The following is a 17377-nucleotide window of genomic DNA, read 5'->3' on the forward strand; positions in this document are numbered from 1 at the left end:
GCTTCAAATCGATGTGCGCCGCGTGGACGGCCAAGCGCGATCGGCCTGGTGACCTGAAGGGTATCCGCCATGAGGTCAGCCTCCTAAGGACGGGATTCGAAGTGTAGGAGGCGAGTTGGCAAATTTAATACGGACATATGCGAGTTGACACTTTTATGCCGATTCGAAGGGACATAAAAGTGTCAACTCGCGCGCGTTCTGGCCCGCGGCTACTGGCGAGGGCCGGTGACAGATTCATTACGTCCTACGACCGACGACTCACAGCAGGACTGCCTGGTGCAAAAGCTCGAGCGCCTTCAGCTCATCCAGCCGGCCCGTGCGTGCCTTGCCTGCCAGCGTCTTGAGCAGTGCTTCCGCGATCGGCGCAATGCCGTGAAGATGGTCCAGGCTTGTCACGGACGGAGGTAGCGTCCCGGGCGATGGCTGCGGCGTTGCGGCAGTCCTGAACGACCCGGTGGTGGCTGGCGTGGTTGCCGCGGTGGTTGTCGGTGTGGGTGGCGATATGACTGCGGGCAATTCGCCGCCGTCATCTTCGCCAGATACGCGAGCGGCAGGCCCGTCGGGGGCATCGGCGACATGATCGTGCTGGCTGGCGACGGTCGTCTCTTTTTCTGTCGCGCCGTCCGCAAAAGCCGATGCGGGGTCTTCCGCACCGGTCCGGACGTTCGCCCGCGCGTGCGCCGCGTTCGCCGTCGCATCCGTGCGCTTGCCCGGCGCGTGACCTTCCGTTGCGCCCGGTCGTGGCTCCTTCTTTTCAACGGATGCACGGCCGCGCGCGGCGGGCGTGAGCAATCGCGACACCGACTCCGGGATGTCGGCTTCCAAACGCGGCGTGTCCAGCCAGCCAGCTGGCAAACCAAGTCGTTCGGTGAAACGGTTTGCTTCAACACTGTCGAGCCGTTTTTTGCCATACAGCCGGTGGGCCATGTTGGATCCGCTCATTTCCATGACCACACCGAGTCTTGCTTTCGATCCGTTACGGGCCGTCAAAACATGGAGGTTCGCGCGCCGAATTTTCTCTACGTCACCGCTGTCGTCTAACGCGAGTGGTCGCTGCTGGTTTCCCCCGACAGATTTCTGGGGTTTCGAAGGTGAACCTTTTCGCGGCGCACGTGGGGCAGGCGGTGCGGCCATCTGGCTTCGACTGTTTCTGACGGCCCTGGGCGAGCCGCCCGTCGCTTTTTTCGGCATCTGCGCTTCCCCCGACAAACTGTCTGCAGGATATGGTTGCTGGCCGCCGTGAACGGCGGAAGGCGGCATGGGTGTTTCCGACACTGCTTCCGGTTCGTCGTCGGCCAGGACGAAATCGAGCGGTGATTTCAGGCGGGCGATGGTTTCGGGCGCAAGCGCAGGATTGGGCTGGTCAAAGAAACCGTGAGGCAAACCAAGCGTGGTTTCCATGTGAAAGGCAGTCTCGGGCGTGAACCTTTCACCCTTCGTCAGCTCGGCCACTCGCGCCATGTTCGATCCCAGTCCCAGCGCGATATTCTCCGCGCCTACCGTATCCACCAGAAACTGGAACGATCGTGTCTTGAAAATGGAGGCAGTCTGGGCAGAGTCCCGGGCAGGTGCATTGACGTACGGCGGCCTCGGCCGCTTCGGCTGGGACTGTTTGACGTGACGAGGTTGGCGCTGGCCGCTGTCCCGAGATCCCGCATATCGTCCGCGGGTTTGACTCATATAGTAGGGCTCCATGCGATCACTGGTGTGCTGAGTGCGATTATAGATGACGTGATGCTGGCATCGGATGCCGAACGACGCGATAGCGCGAAAACACACGGGGAGAATCCGGCCATAGTGTGGTACTGGTTAACGTCCGCGCTCTCCGGTCGCGATCTGGTGATGCTGCTCTGTAAAGCAATGCATAGTCAGCCTCAGCCTTTTGCCGGTCACACGAAATCGTCAGATATCAGGCTGGCGATCGAAGATTGATGCGCCGGCTCTCTCACGTTCAACGCAAAGCGCGGCCGGCGGTTGATCCGTCGGTGGTTAGCGAACGGGGGCTGGCTGGTCAGTCAGCTCCTCGAAAGTCGGGCTGAACTTCTGCCGCCCGGAATGATTCGGCCTACCAGGCATTTCTTGCGAACGTGCCATCAGTGATGCACGAGATCTGCCGATCTCCGAAGCACCAGGGCAGCGCATACACCAGCTTGCCGATTCGCATCGCCGGTATCGATCAATCGGGAAAGCCTGCTCGCCGGTCGGCGCGGTTATTTTCTCACTTTGCATTTCGCGAGGACCTGCATTCGGATAATGCGCGTCCTCGTATCACGAAGAACGGAGAGTGTCTGTGCTGTACTGTCGCCGCTAGCCATTGATGACAGCGTCCATCGAGTGGCGGATGTCGCCAATGCCTGACGCAAGTTCCAAGGGAAGAGGTCGCGGATAGTGACACTTGGTGACACTGCCTGTGTCATCACGAATGCGTCCGACAGAACGTGAGGTGCTGACTACGTAGGGATCTGACCGCTTCGATCTGGGGACTGACACTCGCACCACTTTGCCTGCCGGCGTATCTGCGCCCAGCTCAACGCGGCTTCACCTCTTAACCTCGACCTCCGTCTCGTCCGGCGGGCGGTACGGCACCTTCACCGTAGCGCTGCCAGACGGCGTTGGCAACGCATGTCACCCCCGCCGCGCCGATAGCTCTGTATGGCCTTTGTGCGGTCCTGAGTGACGCTCTTCTCTTCGGCACCCCACGCGCCCTCCCAGTGAAGCCCGAGATTGTATGCTGAGGCCTTGTGGCCCAGTGTGATGGCCTGCTCGTAGAGCGTGAGCGCGCGGCTCGTATCGGCCGGCATGCCCCGCCCGAGGCGTGCGCTATCGGCCAGCGCTGCAGCGGCCATGCCGCGAAGATGGCCGTCCGCGGTCTCATCCTTCATCACGTCTTCGAAGATGGCATTACCTCTCTCAAGGTCCGCCTCGCCTCCGGTCGGTGTGACGAGAGAAATGGCCATTGCCATCCGCCAGGCGGGATGCCGGTTAGCACCAATGCACTCAAGCAACCAGCGGCCGAGATGCGGCGCGCGATTGAGCGTGCTGGTGAGAAGAGCATTGGCGATCGCGGCGAGCGACTCGGGCGACAGAAACCCGGTCTTGTTGGCCGCGATGACGTGACGGGAAAACTTCTCGACATCCAGAGTAGGGTCAGCGAGGCGCAACTGATGCCATTCACGCTCGATCGTTCCTACCCAGCTTTGCATTTGCATGGTGAGCAACACGTTGGTGAGGAATGCACCTGATTCTAGCTCACCTTTTGTGAAATGCAACTTTCGGAACTGGTGCGCCCCATTCGCATGCGTTCGCCAGATGGAGGGTTGCCATCGTTTCCCCGTCCCAGTCAGATGACGATTGTGAGCAAAGCTTCAATGTTTGTGCTGTGATCCAGCGCGGCGGTGAGTCGTGCACAGAGTTCCGAAGCGTTGGCAGGCACTGGCACCTCCTGCAACATCAAGGCGGTGGCGCAAACCGTAGTGGATGATCAGGCCTGGATGGCGGCGGTATTCATATCGCGACTTGTGGCAAGATCCGAACCGGATGGCAGAGGCGGGTTCGCGAGCCCATAGGCAAGTGTGTCTGCCAGCCTGCTTCACACGACGTTGGAGAAGGAGAGTGTCCTACGATGGCTGATGCATTTGAACTCGTTGCCCTGGCGTTGCCCGGCGACGTCGCCCCCGAGTCACTGCCCGCCATCGTCCGCCAGTTCGTCGCGGATTGCTGGCCCGGTATGAGCCGCGGCCAGTTGATCGCCCGCGCCCGGCGCCTTGCACTGCGGCCGTCGCTGCGCGCCTATCGCCCGAGCGCGCCGGGAGACATCGGACACTTTGCGCTCGCACTTATGGCGGGTACGCACACCGTCTCCCTGATCGCGCATTTACGCCGCGTCACACAGCGGCGCGCATCCGCACGCAGGCGCAAGGCGGTCACCGCCTCGCGACCGCCCGCGCGCGATCCGCGTCAGACGTCGCTGTTCTGAAAGGGCGCCGAACTCGACGACCTTCATCGAATGGGGTGCCACGCAGGTGCGCGAGTTCATGAGCACGATCGAGGCCATGACGCAAAAGAAAAATCTACGGCGGGCTTCTGCACGATGCCGCGCCACGCTCGCGTGCCGCTGGCGACGAGGCACGTCGACGATCCAGACTGAGGACGCCGTCCGCAAGTTGTCAGAAGGCAATTGATTGGCGGGATTCGCCGCTGGTCGGGAGGATCGCCCTGGCTCCGCACTCCCCATGAGGATGACCGCTGTTCAAACTTCGTCCCATCTTTCACGAAAAGAGGCTCTTTTGTCCGTCTGTTTGCGTAAGGGGCGGGCTTCAGCGTAGGCGTATTCTTTCACACGTCACCAAACAACAGGCGTGATCGGGGTAGCGAGGAGAAGAGCGCGGCCCCGCGGCTTCGATATGGCCGCGGGGAATGCGTCGACTATTCACATATCCTCCGGCTGCGCTAAGGCGCCCGCAATACTCCGAACCCGACGGGCGGGGCATTCACGCGACTCGCCCTTACGCAAATCTTCACAAACGCCGAACTGCGGCGTCGGAGCCGAGGACACCAACGCCGCGTTTCCGCCCGAGCCGACGTTTGTGCGCCAGCGCCGGTCGGACCGCTCACTCCTGGCAAGCAGTCGTTCGCGAAGCCTTCGACGAACGCCCCGGTTTCCGAGGAACAGTCGCCGCTAGCAAAGGCGTTCAAACTGCGTGCTAGCTTCATATCGGCTCCGGTCAGCAAAATTTGCGGTCGACGAGCGCGACAACGGTGATCACCTTGCCTGTAATCGGCTGCTGCGCCAGGCAGCGAATGCCTGAATCATGAAGGCTCGTGATGGATCTTTTGCGATCGCGCACGCCTCCCCGTGGCCCATCCAGAAACGCTGGCTGGCCGCGTCGTACTGAAGATGCCCGCGAGCGGTTTGCATCGTCAGCCAATCGCTGAGGCGGCGCAGATCCGTACCCGATTGCCTCGCAATGTGCTCCGCGGTGAGCGGGTTTTCGGCGAGCATTTCATACAGTCGAAGCACATCCGCTTCGGTTAGCGCGACCCGCGCTTCCACTTCAACCGGCCGGTAAGAAGCCCGCTCGATGTATTCGCTGAGATCTTTGTGCACGAAAGCCACGATCACCTCCTCTGGTAGGCCACGCACGATCTGGTTCTCCGAAGCCTTCACATGAGACCGAATCCCGGTGGCGGAGCCCTGCGATCTGGTAGTAATCTGGGAATGGACGACTCTCTGATTGACGCCGCTGCGGTGGCGATAGCGTCAGGCTGCGCCGGGAACGTTGTATTGATCGTTGGAGGCAGCGTGTTAACCGACGGCATGGCCGACAGCGTATGCGGCTCTTTGACTATTCGCCTGCTTGGCGAAATCGAACTCAGGCGCGATGGTGCAAGAGTGACATTGCCCGCTTCGCGGCGCACGCGTGCCTTGTTGGCCTACCTTGTAATGTCCGAAGGTGCAGTCGCGAGATCGTCCTTATGCGATCTACTCTGGGACGGCCCTGACGATCCTCGCGCCGCGCTGCGCTGGAGCCTGAGCAAGCTGCGACCGTTGCTCGACGATGCGTCGCACAAGCGGATCGTAGCCAGTCGGACTCATGTGGCTTTCGATGCTGCCGATGCGTGCATCGATACGGCGAAGGTGCAGTCGCTACTCGCATCGGGAGCCGAGTCGATGCCGCTGTCCACGCTAGAGGAAGCCGCAACGCTGTTGCGAGGCGAGTTCATCAGCGGACTGGATCTTCCCTCGTGTTATCGGTTCCACAACTGGTGCGTCGCTCAGCGCGAGAGCTTCGGCCACATGCGCAAAACGGTGCTTCGCGCCCTCGTCGCGAAGATGAACGGCGACGAGCCGGCTGCCTTGCAGCGCGGGCGGGAACTGGTTGAGGCCGATCCACTCGACGAAGCCGCGCATGCTACGCTAATTGGCCTTTTGCATGGTGCCGGCCGGCACACCGACGCCGAGCATCACCATGATTATGCGCGGGCGCTTATGCGCCGTGAACTGGGAGCATCCGCGAGTGCGACGCTCGACGATCTGATCCGGCATCTCAGGCTCGGACAGCGCGCGATGACCCGAGTTGACGAATCGATAAGCCACCTCGCTCTTCGCAACAGCGTCGAGCATCAGCAATTCCCATCGCCGCCACCGCTCGTCGGGCGCACCGCTGAGTGCACGGAGCTCGACACATTGTTGTCTGCGCCTCCAACGTCTCCCAAACTGACATTGCTCAGTGGAGAACCGGGTATCGGCAAGACGCGCTTGCTCGACTATTTTGAAAAGCAGGCGTCGATCTCGGGTGCAGTCATGCTGCGTGGCCGCTGTTATCAGGCCGAGATGATACGGCCATACGGGATCTGGATTGATGCACTGCGCGCCGTCGCAGCGAATGATGTGATTGCATGCGGCGAACCGCTCGCGCCTTTCGTTAGTGCGGCGTCCGCAGCCATGCCCGGAACCCAGCCCGATCAGGGAGACCGCGAGCAGTTCTTCGAAGGAGTTATGGCACTGCTTGAGCGCTTGAGTTGCAACCGGCGGCTCGCTATCGTACTCGATGACCTTCAATGGCTGGATGAAGCGTCGGCGGCGCTCCTTCATTTCGCTCTGCGACGGCTCGGCGGTCAATTGATCGTTTTCGTGGCGACGGCCCGCATTGCGGAGGTGGACGACAACCCATGGGCGAGAATGTTGCTTCAGTCCCTTTCCCGCGACGGCAAGCTCAATCGCGTGCCGTTGCGGCCGCTTCTTGCTGCTGATGTCGAAACGATCGTTGCCGCACTTGGCAACAACATGTCGGCCGGGCGGGCGTTGCGTGAAAGCGGTGGTAATCCGCTCTATCTGGTTGAACTGACTCGGGCCGCGACACCGGAGAGGGGCGACTGGCCGCCGTCTATCGCCACGCTAATCGAAGAACGTCTCACTGTGCTGGATCACCCGACTCGAAACCTGCTTTGTTTCGCGGCGACCATCGGCCGTAGCTTCGCCCCGGAGCAACTTGCCGAACTGACCGATAAGCCGCTTCAGGACATTCTCGCGTCCCTGACGGGACTCGAGCGCCGCGGTTTGATCGCGCCCAACCAGAGCGGGTTCGATTTCGCACATGACCTGGTGCGTGAGACGGTGTACCAGACGCTTTCACAGCCGCACAGGCGCGCAATGCATCATCAGATTGCCCGGCAGTTGCTGGCAGCGAGCAGGTACGATCCGCAATTGCATGGCGCAGTCGTTCATCACGCTACCTTGGCCGAGGACCCGCTGATGACGGCGCGGGCATGTGTCGAAGCGAGCCACCACTGTCTTCGGGTTTTCGCAGTTGCTGAAGCCCTCGCTGTCGCTGAACGTGGGATCGCTCACGCTCGCGCAATAGCGCCCGGAAGTGAGCGCGTGCGCCTCAACATTCAGCTTCTGACGGCGCGGCTCGTGGCAGCCGCGTGTTCCGGTGACAGGCGGCCCGCCGCGCTCGAGGAAGAACTCGAGCAGGCCATTCGGGAGGCGGAAGCGCTGTCGCTTCATGCGGACGTGGTCCAGGCACTCCACAGTCTGTCGTGGTTGACACAGCAGGCAAACGAAGTCGAGCGCACGCGACTCGTGACGATCAGAGCGGAGACGGCAGCGCGCAGGGCGGATGCGATTACGCGCTGCAAGCAGCTTGCCAACACCGGCCGGTGCCTGCTTGAACTGGAGCGTGACCTTTCTCGCGCCCGCAGCGTTCTGCATGAAGCCGGCGCAATGGCGCAGGTCTGCGACTTGCGCGTGGTCGAGCTTATGTGGGGCGAGGCGCTTCTCGCGCGTACTGATGGAAATATCGACTTCGCACGTGCCAGGATGACCGATGCTGTGGCGCAAGCGCGTCTCACAGGCGACCATTGGCGAGAATATCAATGTCTCGTCTGGCTCGCGACTATCGACCTCGAATGCGGAGCTTTCGAGGAAGTCAGTCGCCTGACCGATGAGATCACTGCAGCAGCGATGAAGCTCGGCGACTCCGGGGCACCGTACGCGAATGTGATCGGCGAAATCGCAAGGCTGCGTCTTGCAGGCGACGATCCGCATAGTCATATTTTTCACGGCCTCGACGGGTTGCGTCAGGCGGACGACAAACGACATCTCTGTCGTGCCCTGAATGAAGCAGCGCTTCTTTTCCTCGACTGGAGCTGGAACGGGAAGGCAGGCATTCATGCAACCGAGGCGCTGTCGGCGGCAAGCGCTTTGCATTCGACGACAGAAATGATCGTTGCCACGGCCATCCTTCGAATCGGCGCTCTCGGCAGGCGATGTGGAGCGCGCCGAGCTCCACATCGCGTCCTTGTGCGAATTGCTGAGCGATCGAGTACCGGGTCGCCGGAGCGACGCGGCAATCGTGCGTCTACAAACTCGGTTCCCGACGATTACAACGGTAATGCCAACGCGTACGCATTAGCCTTGACGGATGAGCGGTCGAAATGGAGATGTGAAATGACGCACGTTGTGGTGGAGCGCAGCTTTCCGATGCCTCAGTCGGATGAAGACCTGGCGGTGGCCGAAGATCGGTTAGCGCCGTGTAGCGAGCTTTATGGTGTCGTGTGGAAACGCAGCGTCGTTTCGTCTGATCGCAGGCACATGATCTGCGAGTACGAAGCACCCGACGCTGAAACGGTCCGGAAAGTTCAGAAAGAAGCAGGCGCCGTGTTCGATCATGTCTGGTCCGGCGAGATCATCGGTGGCTGATGCGACGACAGATTGCCAGACGTCGTGCACTGTCGGCACGGGGCGCGCAGAGTAAATCGCGCTAACCTCCGGACTTCTGAACATGGTGGATCAGAAAGGCTAGCTGGTGCCTGTCACAGTTGCCATGCGGACCGTACCTGTCAATCAGTCGATCCGCGGCTGTGGGCATTGAAATTCGATGCCGGAAGCAGTTTCCTCGATGTGGCGCGAGGGCGCGGCTATCTTTCGGATGTAGCAGGGAAGCTGCGCTACGTTGCGGCGCTGGTTGAACTGCGAAGAGCAAGGTAACCGAGGGCAACCGGATTCCTGTCTGGAATCGCCAGAGCGTCGCTCTCGCATGGAGCCGATCGGCGTCAATGCAGCGGCATCCGTTTCGCGGTAGTACACCGAATACGAGACCGCTTCGTCCCACTTTACTCCGTCCGCTTTTGCGGGCACCGGAGCAATCGATAGATTTCTTTCTATCATGGTGCGGTGTCGCGACCGGGCAGGGAATGCTCGAAATGGCGAACTGGGTTCGGCGTGCCAGCGGGAATGTTCGTGGATCCCCCACGTCAGCGTGAAGCCATTCATCAGCGCTCGGCATGCCTGCGATAACAGGTCGCCCATGAATTCGAGTGGTTCTATTTCGATTGCCTAAGTATTCTGGAAACTGGCTATAAACCAGCTATTCTCGGATGTAGTGATGAATCCTGGCGCTTCGCAGATGCTGTTCACTCTCGACGTAAGGAGTCCGAATGTGGGCTCATTGGTGCTGGGGCAGCGGGAGGTTGCTATGTGCAAGTTGACTGGTCGGGTCGCACGACTGCTCGCCTTCGCTGCTTGTGGCGGATTCGTGCTGGAGGGTCAATCGAAACCGGTCTGTCCCACCTATGTGGAACTGAAGTCCGGCACGATCTTCGATATCGCAAAACTGGTTGAGGACAGCGGTTCACCGGATGCGGCACTGAAGAAGGCTCGCACCGATCTGGCGCAAGTCAAAAGGTATGGAGGCTGCAAAAGCCTGGAGCACACTCGACATTATGGGGAGTGCACAGAAATAGTAGCGGCAGCCGAGGAAGCAATCAGCGCCCTGGAGCGTTGCGTGAGCGAGGATGCCTCGAACGCCGCTAATCCGACGGCGGGTGAGTAAATGCCGGATGGAAGAATGCCGGTTAAGTCGAGCGCGAAAGAGCGCGCTCGTTTTTGCCCCAGTTGAAATACCAACAGTGCTGGAACTTCGCATTCAGCGGATTTGCGAATGCGCGACAACTGCACGGCTGCACTTCACGTGTGCCGAGCGCACGTTGAACCTTTGAGCGGTTGGAGCAGGACAACAGCGGTAGAAAAAGGTCTGGAAGTCCTGGAGCATCTACTGTGAGGCAGTCTTCGCACGGCCAACTTCACCCTCGAGGATCCACAAGCGCTCTTCTGCTGACCGTCGCTCGACGCGAATTACCCCTGTTCCCTGCAAGTGGCTCAAACTACCACTCGCGCCAACGATCTGCCAGAGACCAAAGATGAAGGGCCGCGGAGCTTCGTGCGACTCAGGAACATACTGAAGATGCATGTGTAACCGCATGGTGAGCTTGTCACCCGACGGAAGGGTAAAGACCAGATAGCCCGGGCCACCTCCATTCGGTTCTGCCTCGTTGCTGCCATCTGCGGCGACCTCTTCAGTCGGGACTTCGTGAAGCCCCCAATCAAGCACCGTTGCATCCTCAAGCAGGCCCTTGCTGGTCACCTTGCCGCTTTGCCTGAGCGAAGCGACGTAACGTCCGCTGCCTTCGCCAAGCTCCAGCTTGTCATATTGATTGGGCATTCCTCGCTCACCTGTTTTGAGGTTCACAACGAACTCTAGCCTCACTGGGTCTGCGTGAGCGAACGGCGTCGACAGGATGCCAAGAGCCAGGAACACTTGTCGGATTAATTTCACTGGAACCCTCCGATTGCCTTTGCGCCGACTCTCGCTGAGACGAACTGGCCTCGTCCTTCCACGCGGTATCACTGTCGGCGAGTATGGGGCCGCAGGCGGACTTGTTCGGCGACTTCAACGGACTCCTGCAAAAGACTGTTTGCCGTTGACACGTCAACAACCGGCTACTGTAAAAGCACACCACAGCGCCGGCGAGCCAAAAATTGCAGGATCAGTCGTCCCGCCCCACTGACAGCGCGCACCTCTTTGGCGCACAGATACCGAAGATCGTTAGTACGCAATCTGCGATCGGAAATTAGTCGCTTTCCCGGACATGATCACGGCGACTGCATCGACGGAGTTGCGTAGGCGGGCAGTGGTGGACCCCGGCACAACAGATCAAGTAGCTCCCGGCCCGCTTCGGACGTTTGGCAGATCCGTCTCCAGCGACAACCGGGGTTGTGTTCAAAGCCGTACGAATCAGGTACGCATGACGCATATCGATCGTCCCGTCAGCGTGATGGGTGGCCCAGTTCCGGACCGGAGAGATAGCGTTCATTTCAAGAGATCGCAGGGCCGCTCAGAGGTCGCACGCGGTCGTTGCCCGAGAGATTGTCCGCAGCCCACCTTAATCGCCGAGTGCGATGCCTTCACGTCGAGGGTCTGCACCACCGGCCCAAACCTTGCGGCCATCGACGCTCTCTTGCCGCATGATTGCCTGGACACCGCTCGTCATTTCTACCTGCGACACCTGGTGACCGCGAGCCTTCAGTTCGTCCGCCAACACTGGTGTGACAAGCCCCCTCTCCAGCTCCGTCGGTCCGTTGCGACTGCCGAAGTTGGCCATACCGATGGCCGTTTGCACGTCAATGTTCCAGTCGAGCAGCGCCACGAGCGTCTTCGAGACGTACTCGATGATTTGCGATCCACCAGGGGAGCCAAGGGCAGCAAGGAACTGGCCAGTTTCGCGATCGAACACAAGGGTCGGCGCCATTGACGAGCGGGGACGCTTGCCCGGCGCTACCCGATTAGCGATGGCTTTGCCGTTTTCCGTCGGTAAAAATGAGAAGTCGGTGAGTTGGTTGTTCAGCAGGAAGCCGTGAACCATGAGGTGCGAGCCGAAGTACGATTCGATCGTCGTCGTCATTGAAATCGCGCCTCCGCGGTCATCGACAGCGACGATCTGCGACGTGGAAGTCCGAAGCGGAGAGGGGTCCGGCGCAAAGGCGACCTTCGTACCCTCGGGCACGCCAGGTTGCGCCTTGCCCATGCTCTTTTCATTGATCATTGCCGCCCGGTCCGCCAGGTAGCGGGAGTTCGTGAGACCGGCTACGTCGACTTGCACGAAGTCGGAATCGGCCACATACATGCCTCGGTCCGCGTAGGCAAGGCGATCGGCCTCGGCGATCGCGTGCACGGCATCGGGCTGCGCTTCGAACAGAGCAGGAGTGGTGACGGGCAACGGCCTCATCGAAGCGAGCGCATAGCGCGGATCCCGCTTTGCGAGTGCCTCGAGAGTGCCGAGAATCTGCGCTATGGCGATGCCGCCGGAAGAGGGCGGCGGCATGCCGCATACTCGCCAGCGCTGGTAGTCGGTGCATAACGGAGAGCGTTCCTTTGCCCGGTAGGATCTCAAGTCTGAAAGAGACAGGGCGCCTGGATTTGCACTGCTGTTGACCTGGGCGACGAGATCGCGCGCGATGGACCCCACGTAGAACGCGTTCGCGCCACCAGCTGCGATCTGCTTGAGTGTCTGCGCCAGTTCGGGATTGCGGACGATCGTTCCCACCGGTTTGGCTTTGCCTTGCGCGTCCAGAAAATACGCGGCCATCTGTGGAGATCCGGACAGGAACTTGTCAGCGGCCACTTGCGTATAAAGACGCTGAGAGATCGGAAAGCCCTTCTCGGCTAATCGAATGGCGGGATCAAAAAGCGTTGCCCAGGGAAGCCGGCCGTGCTTACCGTGCGCCAGTTCGAGTGCCCGCAACACGCCTGGAGTGCCCACGGAGCGTCCGCCAATCTGGCCTTCGCTAAAGTCCATGGGTTGGCCGTCAGGGCGAACGAAGAGGTTTTCGGTCGCATCGGCCGGCGCGGTCTCACGGCCGTCATAGGCGTGCACGCGCTTGCCGTCCCAATACATGATGAAGGCGCCGCCTCCGATGCCGGTGGCCTGCGGCTCCACCAACGTCAGCACGGCCTGCATCGCGATTGCGGCGTCGATAGCAGATCCTCCACGGCGCAGGATCTGGCGTCCGGCCTCCGTGGCGAGAGGATTCGCCGCTGCGGCCATGTGACGGCCGGCATACACGGTTGCCATGCCAGTCCGATAGCCCGATGAAACTTCGGGAGCTGCCGGTGTCGTCGGCGTGGTCGGCTGTGGCGCCGAAGCCACGACGGGCGGAGCCTGGACCTTGGCGGTATCCTGTTGCGTCCCGCACGCGGCTGCCAGAGCGCTCCAGGCGACGGTCGCAAGGGTACGGCGGAATCTGTGCTTCGGCATCCGTGCGGTTGCCAGATTTGGTTGCGCCATGATCTTCTCCTCCGACGTGCGGAAATGACTCGTTATTGCGGCGAGCGCCTTAGCGCTACCAAGGTGGAGCTTATGTTCTCAACGGTTGCTTGCTTCTGCACGGTCGCTACACAGGGGCCGGTGCTCCGCTGCCGAACCTGGTGTCGAGCGTGTCAGGGGACCGTTTCTCTCTCCATGCCAATGTCCGCGATATTATTGACTGCCCTTCGATGGCTCGCTTTTATCTCGCGGCAACTCGCGCGGGCTCATCGTCCCTTGGTTAGTGTTTCCCTGGGTGGAATTGCCAGCGCGGAGTCCAGCCTCCGACGCAACCTTGTCCATGAGCGCACGGTCCTCTGCGTCACCCTGTTCTGCGCGCGCCGTCATTGAAAACGCCATTAAAGCTAGTACCAATGCAACGAATCTCATATCGCACCTCCTGATGGATACCCTTCGACCTTCCCATCTTTTGAGATATGGATATTCACTATAGTAAAGATGCCGTCTGCGTTCGATGCAAGTGAAACCGTAGTGACGTTGGTTTGTGCCGCCCACTTTCGATCCGCGCTGGGTGCGCAATTGTGAAGCGCTTGAACGACGTCGCCGAGTCGCTACCAAGGCAACGAGCATGCCAAGGCCCGAGTCCGTTGTCGGAGCAGTCCGAACGGTCGTCGTATCGTAGAGACATGGCCGTTGCTGTAGCGTTTCATTGACTCCCCCGGGTCACTGCACGATGTGTTTCGCACACCGTAATGGGCTGCGCAACTTGGCGCGGTCCTATGCTTCTATAAGCATGCGGGCGTAAATCGGACAAACTATGGCGGACAGTGGCGATGTCAGCCTGGCCATCCTCAACGGAAGTCTCCCGGACAATCCTGACGTACTAATCCGTGCCACAGCTCGCCACAGCCCATCGGCCAGCTGCTACTGGCGTACGAAAACAGTCAGAGAGCGTCGCGACCCTTCCGGTTGCCCCTTCGCATGGCTCAAGATAATCGTCCCGTTCCCGCGATCGTCAACTACTCCAGAACGCTGTTTGGGCGTATTCCTTTTGCATCGTACGCGTTGACAGGAGGGCACCGTGAACGATGTTTCCTCTGCCATTGGCTTGCGCACCGTTGCGGAGCCTGTCCCCGAGGGAATTCCCTTGTTGTCGCAGCGGCTCGCCGAAGCTCCCGAGGCGAACGGTATTTAAGGCTCTGTGCGGGTGACGCTCATTGTGTTGCTCCAAGGCAGCAGCCGAAGACAGAAAAGGAGTCATCCGCATGCAGATTGTCCCGCTATCCTGATCGACATCGCTTGCCCAAATGGTCGCGAATGTGACGCTGAGTGTTAGGTAGTTGTTCATTGCGAAATCGATTCTGTAGGCGTTCTAAGTGAGCGAATACATGAACGACGCCTGAGTGTCCTTTTGGCGGAAAGGGCAGTCAATATGTCTGTCTGTCTTCCTTGCGACACGTCAGTCGACTTCTATACTTCAGGCCGCATGAGGAAGCAATATGTAAAGGCCCGTGAAGGGCCTCGCCGCTACACATCACATTCAGTCAACTACGCCGATGGAAGACTATTCGACGGATAGGAGTCCTTTTCATAGGATTTTCATTGGAGGAACTATGGCTGGATCACATGGCTTTGTACGAGGTCTTCATAACGTTAGCTCATCGAGTATCAGCGGAGCGCGGTTTGGTCGTATGTTTCGAACACTGCATCGCGAGACATACGACAGGGGCGATCTGCTCACGCTGTCGAAGGAACTGATACAACTGGAGACGGCCCATCTTCGAACGTCGGCGGACCCCGATCCGGACGAATTCAATATTGTCCGCGAGGGACCGCACGTCGTCGAAGGCAGCGTTCCATTCAATCGGCAGGGCGCCCCGAACACTTTGCTCGACATCCTATATGGCGCCCCTGAGCCGCCCGACGAGAATCCGACACTGCCAGCGGGATATACGTACTTCGGTCAGTTCATCGATCACGATCTGACCTTCGACCCGAATAGTTCGCTTCAGAAACTGAATGACCCGGATGCAACCGAAGATTTCCGAACCCCGCGTTTCGACCTCGACTCGCTCTACGGCCGTGGTCCCGACGATCAGCCGTATCTTTACAAGAACGCGCAACGCGACGGAGGCGGCATTCGGATGCTATTGGGGCGGAATCCCGACGATTCCGAACGGCGCGGCGAATAGCTCCGCAACGTAGAGGGCCGGGCGTTGATCGGTGACCCGCGCAACGATGAAAATGCGCTCGTGTGCCAGATCCACGCCGTCTTCCTGAACTTCCACAACAAGGTCGTCGACCCGCTGCTGGGACAGCGGCAGATGTCGTTTCACGATGCGTTCGTCGAATCTCAGTGCATCGTCAGATGGAACTATCAGTATCTTGTTCTCAACGACTATCTCCTGCGAATCGTCGGAGCCGAGACGTGGAGCAAGGTGTTCATCGGCACAGGGACGACCGATCGTCCTGCGCCGCAAATCGACTTCTATGTCCCTCATCGGGGTCAGGCATACCTGCCCGTAGAGTTTTCAGTAGCGGCATTCCGGTTTGGCCATTCGGTGCGCCCGACCATATGTCTTATCTCTTCCAGGACCCTTCGTGGAAACCAGAGAATGAGACGACCCGCAGTGGTTTCGACCCTGGGCCGGGCGTCAACATCACGACGGTCTACGATCTCATTCACTGGACAACTAAGGGAACCATGACTCATGCATCATGAAACACCGCTGACTGTGCTTGATTCGTGCGCGTTTCATCCAGCATGTTCGGCCAAGGCTGGGTGGGCATGCTGGGCGTGTTACAGCGGTGCTTCGGCTGAGGAGCCTGCCTGCGACTTCGCCGAGGCATCGAGCAAACTGATGTGGAAAGCTCGCGGGCGCTTGGTCAAAATCCATACTTTAGCGGGATCGCGCAGAGCGAGATGAAGGGCGGCTACATCGCGCATGCTCTGCTTGCCTGAGCGCAGCACGGTTAGGCACTGCTTCGCGCTCACGGGCGTTTCACAAAATAGCGAAAGTACGACTCAATCATGATGGTGCCTGTCTCGCCGGTCGGCCTTACGTGAGGTAGAGTCTCTAAGAATCGCTCGTCGCGGTTCCTACCTCCAACCGGCGTTTATTTCATGAAAATCAACCGACCGGACCGGGCGCGCGCCGTCACGCGGGCCGCGTGCCTGGCGCTCATGCTGACAGGATGCGCTTCCTCTTCCGTGGATTCGCAGAATTCGTCCCATGATTGGCAGTCGCAGAGGGCGGGCACGACGTCGCTCGACGCCGCCATCTCCGGACCGCAGCGCAGCGATAAGGCGCGTGCACGCGACGTTTATCGCCATCCGCGAGAAACGCTGCTCTTCTTCGACGTCTATCCGGCGCAAGCGGTGCTCGAAATCGCGCCGGGTGGCGGATGGTACACGGACATTCTTGCGCCATACCTGCACGACGCAGGTCTGCTCTGCGAGGCGCAATATCTCAGCACGTCCGCTGATCTTGCCGCAGAGGACTATGTCACTGATGCCGCCTATCGGCGCAAGCTTGCGGACGCGCCAGCGGTGTATGGAAAAGTAGTCGTCGGCACATTGCATGCAGGTCAGTTCGCCGGCTTCGACGCCCATGACCGGTTCGACCGCGTATTAACGTTTCGGAATATCCATAATTGGATCAAGGACGGACAAATCGATGCCAACCTGGGCGCATTTTACGGCGCGTTGAAGCATGGTGGCGAACTTGGCGTCGAGGAGCATCGCGCGCGGCCGGGAACAACCGTGCAGCAAATGATCGATTCTGGCTATGTGACTGAGGCTTTCGTCATCGAGCACGCGCAAGCGGCCGGTTTTAAGCTCGTTGCGCGCAGCGAGATCAATGCGAATCCAAAGGATACAACGGACCATCCGCACGGCGTGTGGTCGCTGCCGCCGACATACGAAGGGGGCGACGTCGATCGGTCAAGCTATGCCGCTATAGGAGAATCGGATCGCATGACGCTGAAGTTCGTCAAGCCTTAGCCTCCTATGCATTCCGCGAGGTGAATCCGGGTCGCGGTGCTCACGGCTCTTCGTCGCCTTGAACGATGTCCAGGTCGCTGAGGAGCTACGACCGCACGTGGGGCAAATGAACTTCACCCCGCGAGCTGCCCATTTGCCGGCTTGTCGCTTATCTGTTCCAGCGCCGCATCGATTACATGAAGAGCAGACCCTAATCCCGCGGCAAGCAGCTCGTCGCGCAGGCATCGAAGTCGAGCTCGCGTGCTGGCGACGTCTGTGCCATGTGCT

The 17377-nt window shown here is 59.9% G+C and carries 11 protein-coding genes; 6 read left to right on the forward strand and 5 right to left on the reverse strand.

Going from position 1 to position 17377, the window contains the following annotated elements; genetic code table 11:
* Window positions 1–258: 258 nt before the first annotated feature.
* On the reverse strand, window positions 259–1680 hold the full coding sequence (locus JMY24_RS34725) for a hypothetical protein (protein ID WP_201703775.1): 1422 nt from the start codon (window positions 1678–1680) through the stop codon (window positions 259–261).
* A 908-nt stretch (window positions 1681–2588) separates the two neighbouring features.
* Window positions 2589–3209 carry an SEL1-like repeat protein gene (locus JMY24_RS34730; RefSeq protein WP_128598766.1) on the reverse strand — a complete coding sequence of 207 codons (621 nt, stop codon included), beginning with the start codon at window positions 3207–3209 and terminating at the stop codon, window positions 2589–2591.
* Window positions 3210–3622: 413 nt separating this feature from the next.
* Here JMY24_RS34730 and JMY24_RS34735 point away from each other — a divergent pair, with 413 nt between their 5' ends.
* Complete coding sequence (locus JMY24_RS34735) at window positions 3623–3976, forward strand: hypothetical protein (RefSeq protein WP_201703777.1); 354 nt, start codon at window positions 3623–3625, stop codon at window positions 3974–3976.
* A gap of 786 nt (window positions 3977–4762) precedes the next feature.
* On the opposite strand, the gene JMY24_RS34740 is transcribed toward JMY24_RS34735, so the two are convergent.
* Window positions 4763–5116 carry a hypothetical protein gene (locus JMY24_RS34740; protein ID WP_128598325.1) on the reverse strand — a complete coding sequence of 118 codons (354 nt, stop codon included), beginning with the start codon at window positions 5114–5116 and terminating at the stop codon, window positions 4763–4765.
* Window positions 5117–5302: 186 nt separating this feature from the next.
* On the opposite strand from JMY24_RS34740, the gene JMY24_RS34745 reads away from it, so the two are divergent.
* Together JMY24_RS34745 and JMY24_RS34755 are read left to right on the forward strand one after the other, a co-directional pair.
* The gene (locus tag JMY24_RS34745; RefSeq protein WP_236597670.1) at window positions 5303–8704 is read left to right on the forward strand and encodes a nickel-binding protein; all 3402 of its coding nucleotides are present in this window, start codon (window positions 5303–5305) and stop codon (window positions 8702–8704) included.
* A gap of 706 nt (window positions 8705–9410) precedes the next feature.
* Window positions 9411–9836, forward strand: coding sequence for a hypothetical protein (locus JMY24_RS34755; protein WP_128598328.1), 426 nt, complete (start codon window positions 9411–9413; stop codon window positions 9834–9836).
* Window positions 9837–10055: 219 nt separating this feature from the next.
* Here JMY24_RS34755 and JMY24_RS34760 read toward each other — a convergent pair whose 3' ends face one another.
* Together JMY24_RS34760 and ggt are read right to left on the reverse strand one after the other, a co-directional pair.
* Window positions 10056–10619: a hypothetical protein gene (locus JMY24_RS34760; RefSeq protein WP_128598329.1), complete on the reverse strand. Its 564-nt coding sequence runs from the start codon at window positions 10617–10619 to the stop codon at window positions 10056–10058.
* 607 nt (window positions 10620–11226) lie between these two features.
* Window positions 11227–13128 (reverse strand): gamma-glutamyltransferase, encoded by a 1902-nt coding sequence (ggt, locus tag JMY24_RS34765; protein ID WP_128598330.1) that lies wholly within the window; start codon window positions 13126–13128, stop codon window positions 11227–11229.
* A 1670-nt stretch (window positions 13129–14798) separates the two neighbouring features.
* Here ggt and JMY24_RS34770 point away from each other — a divergent pair.
* The 3 genes from JMY24_RS34770 to JMY24_RS34780 all read left to right on the forward strand — a co-directional run bounded on the left by JMY24_RS34770 (window position 14799) and on the right by JMY24_RS34780 (window position 17110).
* Window positions 14799–15299 carry a hypothetical protein gene (locus JMY24_RS34770; protein WP_128598331.1) on the forward strand — a complete coding sequence of 167 codons (501 nt, stop codon included), beginning with the start codon at window positions 14799–14801 and terminating at the stop codon, window positions 15297–15299.
* A gap of 60 nt (window positions 15300–15359) precedes the next feature.
* Window positions 15360–15815, forward strand: a complete 456-nt coding sequence (locus tag JMY24_RS39755) for a peroxidase family protein (protein WP_413231296.1) — start codon at window positions 15360–15362, stop codon at window positions 15813–15815.
* 416 nt (window positions 15816–16231) lie between these two features.
* On the forward strand, window positions 16232–17110 hold the full coding sequence (locus tag JMY24_RS34780; RefSeq protein WP_128598334.1) for a class I SAM-dependent methyltransferase: 879 nt from the start codon (window positions 16232–16234) through the stop codon (window positions 17108–17110).
* Window positions 17111–17377: the final 267 nt, after the last annotated feature.

This window comes from Paraburkholderia kirstenboschensis (genome assembly GCF_904848585.1).
In the GTDB taxonomy this organism is placed as follows: Bacteria; Pseudomonadota; Gammaproteobacteria; order Burkholderiales; family Burkholderiaceae; genus Paraburkholderia; species Paraburkholderia kirstenboschensis.